Genomic DNA, 14321 nt, shown 5'->3' with positions numbered 1-14321 from the left:
CGCAAACGCATCGTCAGAGGGCTCGGGCGGGCACCGTCAGCGGCCTAGCACTGGCGCCAATGCCACACCAGTCGCCGTGCCGGTCGCCACCAGGGTTTCGGGCGTGCCAGCGCAGACGATGCGGCCACCCGCGTTGCCGCCATCCGGGCCCAGGTCGATGACCCAGTCGGCTTCGGCGATCACGTCCAGGTCGTGCTCGATCACCACCACGCTGTGGCCGCCGTTGACCAGGCGGTGCAGCACGTGGATGAGCCGTTCGACGTCGGCCATGTGCAGGCCCACCGTGGGCTCGTCCAGCACGTACAGCGTGTGCGGCGGCTTCTGGCCGCGGCGGGTCACGTCGTCGCGCACCTTGCTGAGTTCGGTCACCAGCTTGATGCGCTGGGCCTCGCCGCCGGACAGCGTGGGCGACGGTTGCCCCAGCGTCAGGTAGCCCAGGCCCACGTCCTTCAGCAACTGCAGCGGGTGGCCAATGGCCGGCATCGAGGCGAAGAATTCCACCGCCTCGTCCACTTCCATCTGCAGCACGTCGCCAATGCTCTTGCCGCGCCAGGAGACGGCCAGGGTTTCGGCGTTGAAGCGCTGGCCGTGGCACAGGTCGCAGGGCACCTTCACGTCCGGCAGGAAGCTCATTTCCACCGTGCGCATGCCCTGCCCTTCGCAGCCGGGGCAGCGGCCTTCGCCGGTGTTGAAGCTGAAACGGTTGGGCGCATAGCCCCGCGCCTTGGCTTCCAGCGTCTCGGCGAACAGCTTGCGGATCGCGTCCCAGAAGCCGATGTAGGTCGCAGGGCAGGAGCGCGGCGTCTTGCCGATGGGCGTCTGGTCGACTTCCAGCACGCGGTCCACCGCGCCCCAGCCAGTGAGGGACGCGCAGCCGCTCAGGATGACGGATGACGCGGCCGCCTCGTCCGGCTTGCGGCCCTTGGCGATGACCAGCGCGGCGACGTTGGTCAGCAGCACGTCACGCGCCAGCGTGCTCTTGCCGGAGCCTGAAACGCCCGTGACGGCGACCAGCCGGTGCAGCGGCACGTCCACATCCACGTCCTGCAGGTTGTGCAGCTTGGCGCCGCGCAGCGCGAGCGAGGGCGTGGCGCCGCTGAGCACGCGCCGCTCGTGCAGCGGGTGCTTCAGCGGGTTGGCCAGGAAACGGCCGGTGATGGAATCCGGGTTCGCGGCCAGCGCCGCCGGCGAGCCTTCGGCCACCAGGCGGCCACCGCGCTTGCCGGCGCCGGGGCCGATGTCGATCACATGGTCGGCACGGCGAATCGTGTCCTCGTCATGTTCCACGACGACCAGCGTGTTGCCCTTGTCGCCCAGCTTCTGCAGCGCATTCAAGAGGATGCCGTTGTCGCGCGGGTGCAGGCCAATGGTCGGCTCGTCCAGCACGTAACACACGCCTTGCAGGTTGCTGCCCAGCTGGGCGGCCAGGCGAATGCGCTGCGCCTCGCCGCCGGAGAGGGTTGGCGCGGCACGGTCCAGCGTCAGGTAACCCAGGCCGACCTCGGACAGGAACTCCAGGCGGTTGCGGATCTCGGTGATCACGTCGCGCGAAATGCCGGCCTCGCGGCCTTCGAGCTGCAGCCCGGCGATCCAGGCATGCGTGTCGCGCACTGACCATTCGGCCACGTTCTGGATGCCCAGGCCGCTGAAGGTGACCGCGCGGGACACCGGATTCAGGCGTGCGCCGTGGCAGTCCGGGCAGGACTGGTCTTCCAGGCCCTCGACTTCCGGCTCCTCGCTGGGGAAGCTTTGCTCGCGGCCCTTGTTGTCGTCGTCGCGCACGCTGTCGTCGAAGGCCTTGCGCTGCTCGCGCGTCAGCGCCAGGCCTGTGCCCACGCAGCCGGTGCACCAGCCGTGCTTGCTGTTGTAGCTGAACATGCGCGGGTCCAGCTCGGGATAGCTGGTGCCGCAGACAGGGCAGGCGCGCTGGGTGGAGAAGACCTGCACCTGGCCGATGCCCACGGTGCTGTCACCTTCCTCGATGCGCTCGGCCAGTCCGTCCAGCGGGAACAGCAGGTGCATCACGCCCTTGCCCACGTCCAGCGCCTCGGCCAGCAGGCGGCGCAGCTCGGGTTCGTTGTCCGCGCTCAGTACCAGGTCGCCGACCGGCAGCTCCAGCGTGTGTTCCTTGAAGCGGTCCAGCCGCGGCCACGGGTCCACGCGCACGAACTCGCCGTCCACCCGCAGGTGGCTGTGGCCCTTGCCCTTGGCCCATTTGGCCAGGTCGGTGTACACGCCCTTGCGGTTGACCACCAGCGGCGCCAGCAGGCCCACGTGCTGGCCCTTGTGGTCGCGCAGCAGCTGGGCGGCAATGCTCTCGGCGCTCTGCGGCATCACCGGCGCGCCGTCCTTGGTGCAGTGCTGCAGGCCCAGTTTGACCCACAAGAGGCGCAGGAAGTGCCAGACCTCGGTGGTGGTGGCCACCGTGCTCTTGCGGCCGCCGCGCGACAGGCGCTGCTCGATGGCGACCGTCGGCGGAATGCCCCACACCGCGTCCACCTCTGGCCGGCCGGCCGGCTGCACGATGGAGCGCGCGTAGGCGTTCAGCGATTCGAGGTAGCGGCGCTGGCCTTCGTTGAACAGGATGTCGAAGGCCAGCGTGGACTTGCCCGAACCCGAGACGCCGGTGACCACCGTGAACTTGCCGCGCGGAATGTCCACGTTCAGCGACTTCAGGTTGTGCTCACGGGCATTGATGATGCGGATCGCGTCCTCGCCTTGCCGCTTGGCCTTCACCGCCTTGCCCAGGTAAGCCCCGGCCGAGACCTCGCCGGCATGCAGCGCACCGTCGTACTCGCGCAGCGCCTGGCCGGTGTGCGAGGTGGGGTGGGCACGCAGGTCTTCCGGCGTGCCGGTCGCGACCAGCTCGCCGCCGGACTCGCCGCCTTCCGGCCCCAGGTCCACCAGCCAGTCCGCGGCGCGGATCACGTCCAGGTTGTGCTCGATCACCAGCAGCGAGTGGCCGGCATCCAGCAGCTTGCGCAGCGCGCGCATCAGCTTGGCAATGTCGTCGAAGTGCAGGCCGGTGGTCGGCTCGTCGAAGACGAACAGCGTGCCCTTCTTCGCCACGGGCTGGCGCGGCGCGCCGGCCGCTTCGGCCAGGTGGCCGGCCAGCTTCAGGCGCTGGGCTTCGCCGCCGGACAGCGTGGGCACCGGCTGGCCCAGGCGCACGTAGTCCAGGCCCACGTCGACGATGGGCTGCAGCGTGCGCACGACTTCGCGGTCATTGGCGAACAGCGTGACGGCTTCATGGACAGTGAGTTCCAGCGTGTCAGCAATCGACAGGTCCCGCCCGCCACGCTGGATCTTCACGTCGAGGATCTCGTTGCGGTAGCGGCGGCCGTCACAGTCCGGGCAGCGCAGGTAGACGTCCGACAGGAACTGCATCTCCACGTGCTCGAAGCCCGAGCCGCCGCAGGTCGGGCAGCGCCCGTCGCCGGCGTTGAAGCTGAACATGCCGGCGGTGTACTTGCGCTCCTGCGCCAGCGGGGCGACCGCAAACAGCTTGCGGATCTCGTCGAACGCTCCGACGTAGCTGGCTGGGTTGGACCGCGCCGTCTTGCCGATGGGCGACTGGTCCACGAACACCGTGTCCGACAGCCAGTCCGCACCCAGCAGGAGGTCGAAGGCACCAGGCGATTCGGTCGCCTTGCCGAAGTGGCGCTGCAGCGCCGGCACCAGCACGTCCTGCACCAGCGTGCTCTTGCCGGAACCCGAGACGCCGGTGACGACGGTGAGCCGCTGCAGCGGGAATTCGATGTGCAGGTTCTTCAGGTTGTGCTCGCGCACGCCCTCCAGGATCAGCTTGGGCGTGTTGGCGTCCACGAAACGCCGGAAGCCCATGCCCACGCTCTTGCGTGCGCCCAGGTAGGCGCCGGTCAGCGTGTCGGCATTGCGGGCCTGCTCGGGCACACCGTCGAACACGATCTGCCCGCCGCGCTCGCCGGGGCCGGGGCCCATGTCGATCAGGCGGTCCGCCGCCAGCATCACCGCCGGGTCGTGCTCGACGACGACCAGCGTGTTGCCTGCGTCGCGCAGCCTGTGCATGGCCTGCACGATGCGGTTCATGTCGCGCGGATGCAGGCCGATGCTGGGCTCGTCCAGCACAAACAGCGTGTTGACCAGCGAGGTGCCGAGCGCGGTCGTCAGGTTGATGCGCTGCACCTCGCCGCCGGACAGCGTGCGGCTCTGGCGGTCCAGCGTGAGATAACCCAGGCCCACGTCGCTGAGGTATTTCAGCCGGTGCTGCACTTCTTCGAGCAGCAGCTTCAGCGCTTCGTCGCGCAACGCGTCCGGCAAGCTCAGCTTGTCGAAGAAGCCGCGCAGCCGGTCGATCGGCAGCTGCATCAGGTCGTGCAGCGCCAAGCCGGGCAGCGCCTCCAGCTGCTCGCGGGTCCAATCCACGCCGACCGGCATGAAGCGCCGCTCGGCCGGCAGCTGCGCGTCCGCATTGGCCTTGGTGCCCACGCGCCACAGCAGCGATTCCAGCTTCAGCCGCGCGCCGCCGCAGGTGGGGCACGGCGTGTAGCTGCGGTACTTGGACAAGAGCACGCGGATGTGCATCTTGTAGGCCTTGCTCTCCAGGTACTCGAAGAAGCGGCGCACGCCGTACCACTGCTTGTTCCAGTTGCCGGTCCAGTTCGGCGAGCCGTTGATGACCCAGTCGCGCTGGCCTTGCGTGAGCTGGCCCCAGGGCGTGTCGCGCGGGATGCCGGCCTCGCCGGCGTAGGTGATCATGTCGTCCTGGCTCTCCTTCCAGGCCGGCGTCTGCATCGGCTTGATCGCGCCGTTGCGCAGCGTCTTGCGCTCGTCCGGGATCACCAGCCCCAGGTCCACGCCGATCACCCGGCCAAAGCCGCGGCAGGTCTCGCAGGCGCCGTAGGCGGAGTTGAACGAGAACAGCGCCGGCTGCGGCTCGCCGTAGCGCAGGTCGCTCTCGGGGCAGTGCAGGCCGGTGGAGTATTTCCAAAGGTCCTGCTCGCCCTCCTCCTTGAGCGCATAGACGGCCAGGCGGCCCGTGCCACGCTTGAGGCCCAGCTCGATGGCTTCCATCACCCGCACACGCTCGGTGTTCGAGAAGCGGAAGCGGTCGGCCACCACGTCGAGTTGCTTCTTGTCGTCCACCGTGCGCTCGGCTTGCACGCGGTTGAAACCGCTGGCGGCCAGCCACTGTTCGAGCTGCTCGGCGCTGGTGTTCGCCGGCAGTTGCACAGGGAAGGTGACGACCAGGCGCGGGTCACCCGCCGCCTCGGCCCTGGCCTTCAGGTCCTCGTAGATGGTTTCCGGCGTGTCGTGGCGCACCGGCAGCGCGGTCTTGCGGTCGAACAGCTGGCCGGCGCGGGCGAACAGCAGCTTCAGGTGGTCGTTCAGCTCGGTCATCGTGCCGACCGTGCTGCGGCTGGTGCGCACCGGGTTGGTCTGGTCGATGGCAATCGCCGGCGGCACGCCGTCCACCCTGTCCACCGCCGGCCTGTCCATGCGGTCCAGGAACTGGCGGGCATAGGCCGAGAAGGTCTCGACGTAGCGGCGCTGGCCCTCGGCATACAACGTGTCGAACACCAGGCTGGACTTGCCCGAGCCGCTGGGACCGGTGACCACCGTCATCTCGCCGGTGCGGATGTCCAGGTCCAGGTTCTTCAGGTTGTGCTGGCGGGCGCCGCGGATTTGGATCAGGCCAGAGGACATGGAAGGGGTGCGAGGCAGGCAGAACCCGATATGTTGTCACGCCCCGGGGGCCTCGCGGCGGCCAGGGTTGTTGCCAAGGTGCAACCTTGCGTGCAACGCTCATGCTCGCGTCATGGGCAGGCGAGACAATCCCCGCGCTTGCTGCGGGCCGGTCAACCGGCACTGCAGCGCGGAAGAGCTGCCAGACCAGCCACCTTTTTTCTTGTCGTTGTCGTTGGGAATCACATGAAATTGAACCGTCACTGCCGCGGATGGGTTGTTGCGACCCTGGCATGCCTCGCCCTGTGCCCCGCCTGGGCCCAGATCAAGATCGGCCAGACGGCCGGCTTCACCGGCCCGGTGGCGGCTGGCGTCAAAGAGACGACCGAGGGCGCCAAGCTCTACCTCGACAGCGTCAACAAGAACGGCGGCATCAACGGCCAGACCATCGAGCTGATCTCGCTGGACGACAAGTTCGAGCCACCGCTGGCCGCCGAAAACGCCAAAAAGCTGATCGACGACGGCGTGCTGGCGCTGTTCCTGACCCGCGGCACGCCGCACAACCAGGCCATCATCCCGCTGGTGACGGCCGCCCGCGTGCCGCTGATCGCGCCGTCCACCGGCTCGATGGTGATGCACCAGCCGGTGCAGCCCTGGGTTTTCAACGTGCGCGCCTCGTACCAGCGCGAAGCCGAGCGCGCGGTGCGCCACCTGAGCCTGATCGGCATGTCGCGCATCGGCCTGGTCCACGTCAACGATTCGTTTGGCGAAGACGGCGCCAAGGGCGCGATGACCGGCTTCAAGGCGGTGGGACGCGAACCGGCAGTGGACGAGAAGTTCGACCGCGAGAAACCCGACCTGGCGCCCGTGATCGCCAAGCTGGTCAAAGCCGACGTGCAGGCGGTGATCGTGGTCGGCAGCGGCACCGTGGTGGCCGACACGCTGGGCAAACTGCGCGCCGCAGGCTCGAAAGCGCAACTGGTCACGCTGTCGAACAATGCCTCGCAAGGCTTCATCAAGACCCTGGGCGACAACGCCCGCGGCACCATCATCACCCAGGTCTTCCCGTACGAGCGCTCGATGAACAACGGCATGGTCAAGGAAGCCATGGGCCTGGTGGCCGCGCAGGGCAAGGGCGTGGAGCTGACGCCGGCGATGCTGGAAGGCTTTGCCGGTGCCAAGGTGCTGGTCGAAGCCCTGCGTCGCGCCGGGCCAAACATCACCCGCGAGCGCATCAGGTCCTCGCTCGAAAGCTTCAAGCGCTACGACCTCGGCGGCCTGGAAGTGAGCTTCTCCAGCACCGACCACAGCGGCCTGGACTATTCGGACCTCTCCATCGTCGGCGAGGACGGCCACTTTCATCGTTGAGCACGGCCAGCGGGCTTTTGTCACGACCGGCCTCGCTGTGTTGCTGCAAGGTTAAGCGCAGGTGAATAGGGGGCTGTCCACCGGACTGATCCCCGGCTGCGATCAAGGGGATGTCCGTAGGCTCTCAGGCATGGATTGCTTTGCCTGAATGCCATGTCCGACCACCCCACCCCGACTGCCCTGCCACCCGCCGACCGGCGCCCCCACCCTGCTGCCCGCGTGCTGGTGGTGGACCCCGACGCCGACAGCCGCCAATGGCTGAGCATGTGCCTGGAGCCGCACGGCCACCAGGTGCAGGCCACCGACGACACCCAGCTCATCGAGCACGCCGGCCGGCGAGGCTTCGAGCTGCTGGTGATGGACCCCAGCCCGTCGCGCAGCGGCCACCGGCCCGATGCTTGGCAACAGCTGCGCAACCTGCGCGAGCTGGGCAGCCACATGCCGGTGCTGGTGCTGCAGGCCGCCAGCCACGCGGCCGACCGCGCCGTGGCGCTGGAACTCGGCGCCGACGCGGTGCTGGACAAGCCCTTCCACCCCGGTGAGCTGCGGGCCCGCGTCGGTGCGCTGCTGCGCCGCTCGCGGGACGACGTGGGCGGGCCGCCACCGGCCGCGGCGACCACCGCGGCGGCCGCCAAGGCCACCTCGGCGCTGCGCTTTGGTCAGTGGCGGCTGGACCCGGCCACCCGCAGCTTGGAAGCGCCCACCGGCTTGCGGGTGCCGCTGTCGCAGGCCGAATTCCGCCTGCTCAAGACCTTCATCGCCCACCCGCACTGCACGCTGGACCGGCAGCAACTGCTGGACCTGGCGCGCGGCGAAGGCGTGGAACAGCTGGACCGCAGCATCGACCTGCTGGTTTCGCGGCTGCGCCACAAGCTGGACGACGACCCGCGTTCGCCGCAGATCATCCGCACCGTGCGCGGCGTGGGCTACCTGTTTGCCGCGCTGGACGAGCCCCACAAGGCCAAGAGCTGACTGGGGGCCCCGGAAGGCTGGCGCTCACTTCTTTGTGTCACGCCGGCAACCAAGTCGACAAACGCCGCTGACGCACCCGCCCGAACATGCGCACACCGCCGAAGCGTCTTTGACAGCGATCCGGCGGCCCACCCCGCCCGCCCCCGCTTCTCTTCATCCCTGGAAAGCCCCTCGTCATGAACGTCTCATCGGCCACGTCGAACAACAGCATCTGGCAGATGCTCACCGCCCGCGCACAGGCCAACGCCCGCAGCAGCGCGACCAGCAGCACCGGCAGCGCAGGCGGCAGCACCAACACCGGCACCGCTGACGCGACCAGCAGCACGACCACCAGCCGGCCGGACGGCCCGCCACCGCCGCCCTCGCAGTTCGACATGGCGATGATGAGCACGGCCCAGTTCGCCGGCATGGGTGGCATGCCCCCAGGCGGCCAGGGCAGGCACGAGGACCCGATGGCCTCGCTGGACAGCGACGGTGACGGCAGCGTCTCGTCCGACGAATTCGGCCTGGACAAATCCAGCGACGCCGCGCAGGCCTTGTTCAAGGCCATCGACAGCGACGGCGACGGCGCGATGTCTGCCAAGGAAATGAGTGCCTTCCGCGACAAGATGACCGCTGCAATGGACCAGGCCCGAGAGCGGCAGGGCAGCGAAAGCGGCGCCGGCATGTCCGGCACGGGCATGCCCCCGATGGGCCCGCCACCCGGCCCGCCGCCGGGCGAATCGTCCTCGGCCAGCGGCGCCAGCGACAGCAGCACCGATTCGACCAGCAGCAGCGCAGCCAAGCCGAAGATCGACGTGCACGCCTTCATCGAGCAACTGGCCGCGCGCTACGCCAGCATGGCGGCCGACAGCGCAGGCTCGACCACCGGCCTGGTCAGCACTTCAGCGTGACCCCCTAGAACAGGCAGCGCAACACGTCTGCAGAGGTAGGGACAGTCAGCGCCGGCTGTCCCCCCTACACTAGGGTTTGGGAGCATGGCCGCTCCTGGGCATCCTGGTGCGCGCCCCACAGGCGCGCCGCCCGGTGTCTTCTCAACCTCGTGCAGGATGATCATGCTATTGCGTTTGTTCGGGGGCCGCGTGCTCCAGGCGGCCTTCGCGGCCCTGATGTTGATGGGCCTGCTGGCAGGCTGCGGCGGCGGTCGCACCGACCCCACGCTGAACCTCAGCGTGACGGTGGACGGCACTGCCATCGACGGCTCCCCGCTCTCGAACAGCGGCAGCACGACGATCACCCTCCAGTCTGGCCAGAGCCTGAGCATCAGCTCGAACCTGACGATGGACGTCGTCAACTCCCCCGCCGGCGCCACCGTCAGCCCGCTGACCCGCACCGGCACCAGTTGGATCGGCACGGTCAAGAGCGACGTCGCGACGACGATGACCATGACGCTCAGTTCCAGCGACTATCCGGAGATCAGCCGCACGCTGACCGTGAACGTGGTGCCGACGGCATTGGCGGTGACCGTGCAGGTCGACGGCAGCCCGGTGACCGCCACGCCAGTGGGCGCAGGCGGTACCTATGCGCTGACCGTCAACTCCGGCCAGCTGGTGACGGTGACTTCCAACACGAAAGCCAACTTCGGCCCGACGCTGACCAACACCCGCGCCAGCCGCATCTTCACCAACACGACCACCTGGCAAGCACAGTTGGTCAGCAGCGCATCCGGCAGCTCCGCGTCGCTGACGGTCTCGCCGCAAGGTGACACCAGCCGCACCGCGACAGTGAACATCACCGTGACGCCCACGCCATTGACGGTGACCGACCTCACGGCCAACGGCGCATCGCTTCCTTCGGTTCTTGCCGGCGAAATCCGCGCCATCAGCATCCATTCCGGGCAGACACTGTCGTTCTCGACCACGGTGCCGGTGACGGTGGAGCAGACGCTGGGCGAGATCACCAAGAGCAACAGCGCGACCACATCGACCTCCTGGTCCGCCAAGCTGAGCGGGGCAGCCGCTGCCACCGCGACACTGATCGTGCGCTCCCAGGCAGACAACACCGTCTTCGCCACGCTGCTGGTGACGGTGGACCCGAATCCGGTCGTGCTGACCCTCACGCTCTCTTCCGGCACCACCACGATTTCCACCGCGACCGTCAACCAGGGTGAAAGCCCAACGCTGGCGGTGAGCTCTGGCCAGACCGTGACGATCGCCTCGGCAGATGGCGCGGCCATCAGCGTCGCCGAGTCGCTGGGCAACGCCTACAAGTCCGCCGTCAGCCGCTCGAACACGAACTGGCAGGCCACGCTGAATTCCGGTGTCGCCACCCAGGTGGTGCTCACGGTCAGCGCCAAGGGCGACAGCAGCCGCTTCGCCACCATCACGCTGCAGGTCGCCGCCACACCGCTGGTGGTCTCCACCATTTCCGTGGCCGACCTCCCGGTCCTGACCGACGTGCCAGCAGGCCAGGCCGTCACGGTCAACATGAAGTCGAACCAGAAGCTGTTCGTGCAGACCGGCACCAACGCAGTCTTCAGTGCCGCGCTGGGCGGCGTCACGCAGGATCACCTCAACACGACTTCGACCACCTGGGTCTCGACCCTGGCCAGCAACGCGCCCACCACGGTGCAACTGCTGGTCACGTCGAACGCCGACAGCAGCCAGGTCGTGACCATCAACGTGGTGCTCGACCAGCTGCCGTTTGCGGTCAACCTGAACATCGACGAAGTGGCGCAGTCACCCTCGCCTATCCCTTCAGGCAGCACCCAGACCTACGCAATCAACTCCGGGCAGAAGGTCGTCATTGGCTCGGCCTCCGGACTGCCGATGGACTTCAGCCCGGACCTGGGCTCGGCGACGGCCAACAGCCTGACGACCAGCAGCACGCTGTGGGGCGCGGTGCTGACCAGCCGCACGCCGACCACCACGGTGCTGACGGTGACACCGCAAGGCGAGACCACGCCAGTCATCACGCTGAACTTCAACATCACGCCCACCATCCTGACACTGAGCACGGTATCGGTGAACGGCGTGGCCAAGGCCAGCAACGTGCAGTCCGGCACCACGCTGACCCTGCCGACGACCTCGGCCAACAGCGGCGCCGGCGTGGTGTTGCGGTTCAACGGCTCGATCGCCATGAGCGTGACCCAGGACGCGAACGCGGCCATCACCTTGATGGACACCAGCGTGGAATCCACCACCTACTACGGCAAGTTCAACACCAGCGCAGCGACCACGCTTGTGCTGCACGCCGCCTCAGTGGCCGATCCCACCAAGATCATCACGATCAACCTGCCGATCACGCCCTGAGCCAGATCGCACCCGGTAAAAAGGCCGCCTCAACAGGCGGCCTTTTTTTGCCTGCGCAGGCTTCAGCAGTGGCGGCTCAGGAAGTCTTCCACCAGCGCCCACTGCGCCGGCACGTTCAGCGCCGGGGCATGGCCGCAGTTGGCAATCGTGGCCAGTTCGGCGCAGGGGCCGGTGCGCGTCATGGCCTCGGCGACTTCGGGGGTCAGCAGGTCTGAGGTTTCTCCGCGCAGGCACAGCACCGGCAGATGCAGCTGGTCCCAGGCGGTCCACTGCGTGTAGTCGTCCGGGTGGTGCTCGAACTGCTGCGCCATCGCCGGGTCGTAATGCGGCGTGACACTCCCGTCCGGCAGGCGGCGCGCCGAGGTTTCGGTCATGCGGCGCCATTGGGCATCGCTCAGCTCACCATAGGGCCTGTAGACCTGCCGCAAATAGGCTTCGAGTTCACTGACGGTGCGGAATGCGGCCGGCTGGCCGGCATAGGCACGGATGCGCGCCACCGCGGGCCCCGCCAACTCGGGGCCGATGTCGTTCAGCACCAGGCTGCGGATGCGGCCCTTCAGCACGCCCGCGGCCGCCCGCAAGCCGATGGCGCCGCCCATGGACGTGCCCAGCCAGTGCACCTGCTGCAGCCCGAACTGATCGAGCAGGTCGACCGCCTGCTTCACGTAGAAGTCCAGGCAGTATTCAGCATCAGGCACCGGGCTCCATTCGCTGAGACCCCGGCCGACGGTGTCCGGGCAGATGACCCGATAGCGATCGGCCAGGTGGGCAGCAATGTCGTCCATGTCCCGCCCGGTGCGGGCCAACCCGTGCCAGGCGATCAGCACCTCCGGGTTGCCTGCGCCCCACTCGGTGAAGTGCAGCTCGCGGCCAGCGCAGCGGAGGTAGTGCGAACGCATGGTTTGGGCTGGGTGCATGCTCAATCGGGGATCACGAGCGTGCCGCCATCCATGGTGATCGCGTCGCCATCCGGCGCTGTGCTGATCGGCGGCACGTTGCTGGCGGCCAGCGCGGCGGCGCCGCTGGCGCGTGGCGTCGTGTGCACGACCTGGCTGGGCGGCAGCGCGGCGCCGGTGCTGAGCTTGGCGTACATCGCATCCATCGCCCGGTTGAAGTAGACGTGCAGCGGGATGAAGCGGGTGTCGTAGCCCATCAGCGCGCCGAAGGCGATGAAGCCGTCGAAGTGCTGGGCGTTGGTGACCTCGATGTAGCGCACGTTCGGGCCCTTGGCGTCGGCCATCTGGGTCTTGCCGAAGTAGGCGCGCGCAGCGTGGTTGATCGGCAGCAGCGCATCGCTGCGGCCGGCCACGATGATCACCGGCAGCTTGCCCAGCTTGGCCGTGCGCTGCACCTCGTTGATGCCGGCCTTCACGCGCTGCGACTGCGCCGCCAGCGTGCCCGTCAGCGGCGCGCCGGTCACTGGGTCCTTGCCGGTGACCAGCGAGCGCAGGCACAGCGCGCCGTCCAGCGCGAAGTCGGCCTGGCCGCTGGTCGGCGACACGGCCATGAAGTCGAGCTTGCCGCCGCCCACCGAGCTGTTGTAGACGATGTTAACGCCGCTGGTGGGCGGCACGCCGTTGCCGGTCGAGAACAGCCCCGCCTGCAGCAGCGGGTTCTGCGCCGCCACGCTGCCGGCGGCGTCGGTGTTGGCGAAGCTGAAGCCGCAGACGCTGTCGGCCACGCTGAAGCGGCCGGCCGCGTTGACGTAGGTCATCGCGATCGAATTGGTCGCGAAGCGGAAGTGCGACTGGTGCAGGAAATCCGCCTCGGGCGTGTAGCCGTGGGCGTGCAGCTGGGCCAGCGCGTCGTTCGCCTGGTCGGCCGTGGTGGCGCCGGTGACGAGGCCACGCGCGGCGAGGGCTGCGCAGCGCTGCGTCGCAGCATCGGTGTACGTTGTCGGCCAGAAAGCGGCATTCAGGGACAGCCCCGGCGCCAGCAGCGCGCAGGGTTGGTAGACGTCTGCGAAGGTGAAGTACTCGGCCAGCGGCTTGCCGATCAGCGGCACGGTCTGGCTGCCCTGGCGGATCGTCAGGCCCTTGACGCCGTTGGGCTGCGCGTTGGGCTCGCTGACGGCCACGCCGTCGATCAGTTTCTCGGTGTCCTGCTCGGCCGCGGCCAAGGCAGCGCCCGCGCCGTTGGACACGCTGGAGGCAATCACCAGCGTGTTCTTGGGCTTGAAGGCCACCAGGTGCTGGTTCGGGTTGTTCGGGTCCACCGGGCCGTAGCGTTCGTTCAGCACGTAGAAGGCGAAGCGGATCGCATCCAGCGTGTGCTTGCCCCAGTCCTTCTCGGGGTTCTGCTGCGAGTGCGCGTGCTTGTAGGCCACGCGGTTGGGCAGCGCGGTATTGAAGGCGGCCAGTTGCTCTGGCGTGAGCGCCGGCGTGAAGGGCGATTCGATGCCGGCAGCAGTGGCCGTCGTCAGCGTGCCGTCGCGCGCGATGACGGTGCCGGTCATCGGGTCGAACAGGCCGTTGCCGCCGCCCTTGTCGGTGTAGGCCACCGCGCAGCCGTGCTTCAGGCCCCACTCGCCAGCGGTGGCAATGGCGCCATAGATGCCGCGCGAGCCGGACGAAGTGGCGCTGACGATGCAGGGCTTGCTGGTGTCGAAACTGTCGGGCACCTGCACCATCATCGCGACGTTCTGCTGGCCGCTGCCGTCGTCGGCCCAGGCAATGGATTCGCGGCCGGCGATCTTGCCTTCGCCAAGCGTGTCGTTGCCGTTCACGTCGATGTTCGGTCCGTAGAACACGCCCATGCCGCCCAGCGCGGTGTAGTCCACCAGCGCACGGTAGTTGGTGTAGATCGCATTGCGGCGCAATTCGGCCGGGGTGGGCGCGGCCGGGTTGACGAAGACGGGCGTGGCACCCATCAGCCCGGTCTTGCCCAGGCCACCGGTCAGCAGGTCGTCGCTGCTGCCGTCGTACGCCTTCTCGACGATGGGGCCGCGCAGCGCGGTGGGCGGTTGGTTGACCGCCGCGGCCCAGGCGGGTGAGGCCAGGGCCGAGGCCAACGCGGCGCCCAGCACCGACAACACAGGGAACAGATTCGAGCGAGTCTTCATCATGG

7 protein-coding genes are annotated in these 14321 nt (G+C 68.3%); 4 read left to right on the top strand and 3 right to left on the bottom strand.

The window, feature by feature from the left end:
* Positions 1 to 36: 36 nt before the first annotated feature.
* Positions 37 to 5685: an excinuclease ABC subunit UvrA gene (gene uvrA / locus LRH25_RS03855; protein WP_141287977.1), complete on the bottom strand. Its 5649-nt coding sequence runs from the start codon at positions 5683 to 5685 to the stop codon at positions 37 to 39.
* A gap of 225 nt (positions 5686 to 5910) precedes the next feature.
* Between uvrA and LRH25_RS03850 the strand changes: the two genes are divergently transcribed.
* The 4 genes from LRH25_RS03850 (at position 5911) to LRH25_RS03835 (ending at position 11255) form a co-directional block, all read left to right on the top strand.
* On the top strand, positions 5911 to 7032 hold the full coding sequence (locus LRH25_RS03850) for an ABC transporter substrate-binding protein (RefSeq protein ID WP_141287978.1): 1122 nt from the start codon (positions 5911 to 5913) through the stop codon (positions 7030 to 7032).
* Between the two features lie 153 nt (positions 7033 to 7185).
* The gene (locus tag LRH25_RS03845) at positions 7186 to 8004 is read left to right on the top strand and encodes a winged helix-turn-helix domain-containing protein (RefSeq protein WP_231010199.1); all 819 of its coding nucleotides are present in this window, start codon (positions 7186 to 7188) and stop codon (positions 8002 to 8004) included.
* A gap of 176 nt (positions 8005 to 8180) precedes the next feature.
* The gene (locus tag LRH25_RS03840; protein WP_141286382.1) at positions 8181 to 8897 is read left to right on the top strand and encodes an EF-hand domain-containing protein; all 717 of its coding nucleotides are present in this window, start codon (positions 8181 to 8183) and stop codon (positions 8895 to 8897) included.
* Positions 8898 to 9059: 162 nt separating this feature from the next.
* Positions 9060 to 11255: a beta strand repeat-containing protein gene (locus tag LRH25_RS03835; protein WP_141286380.1), complete on the top strand. Its 2196-nt coding sequence runs from the start codon at positions 9060 to 9062 to the stop codon at positions 11253 to 11255.
* A gap of 62 nt (positions 11256 to 11317) precedes the next feature.
* On the opposite strand, the gene LRH25_RS03830 is transcribed toward LRH25_RS03835, so the two are convergent.
* Positions 11318 to 12172, bottom strand: coding sequence for an alpha/beta fold hydrolase (locus tag LRH25_RS03830; protein ID WP_141286378.1), 855 nt, complete (start codon positions 12170 to 12172; stop codon positions 11318 to 11320).
* A 2-nt stretch (positions 12173 to 12174) separates the two neighbouring features.
* Entirely contained in the window at positions 12175 to 14319 is a 2145-nt protein-coding gene (locus LRH25_RS03825) for a 3-hydroxybutyrate oligomer hydrolase family protein (protein ID WP_375140562.1), read from the bottom strand.
* Positions 14320 to 14321 lie beyond the last annotated feature (2 nt).

Origin of the sequence: Ideonella azotifigens (assembly GCF_021043325.1) — a bacterium.
Classification (GTDB): Bacteria; Pseudomonadota; Gammaproteobacteria; order Burkholderiales; family Burkholderiaceae_C; genus Ideonella; species Ideonella azotifigens.
Note: the sequence above shows the minus strand (reverse complement) of the source record. Positions and strands in the feature narration are given on the sequence as shown.

Excerpts from the sequence above, each read along its gene's own strand:
- uvrA (WP_141287977.1), bottom strand. The coding sequence starts at position 5,685 with ATGTCCTCTGGCCTGATCCAAATCCGCGGCGCCCGCCAGCACAACCTG.
- LRH25_RS03850 (WP_141287978.1), top strand. The coding sequence starts at position 5,911 with ATGAAATTGAACCGTCACTGCCGCGGATGGGTTGTTGCGACCCTGGCA.
- LRH25_RS03845 (WP_231010199.1), top strand. The coding sequence starts at position 7,186 with ATGTCCGACCACCCCACCCCGACTGCCCTGCCACCCGCCGACCGGCGC.
- LRH25_RS03840 (WP_141286382.1), top strand. The coding sequence starts at position 8,181 with ATGAACGTCTCATCGGCCACGTCGAACAACAGCATCTGGCAGATGCTC.
- LRH25_RS03835 (WP_141286380.1), top strand. The coding sequence starts at position 9,060 with ATGCTATTGCGTTTGTTCGGGGGCCGCGTGCTCCAGGCGGCCTTCGCG.
- LRH25_RS03830 (WP_141286378.1), bottom strand. The coding sequence starts at position 12,172 with ATGCACCCAGCCCAAACCATGCGTTCGCACTACCTCCGCTGCGCTGGC.
- LRH25_RS03825 (WP_375140562.1), bottom strand. The coding sequence starts at position 14,319 with ATGATGAAGACTCGCTCGAATCTGTTCCCTGTGTTGTCGGTGCTGGGC.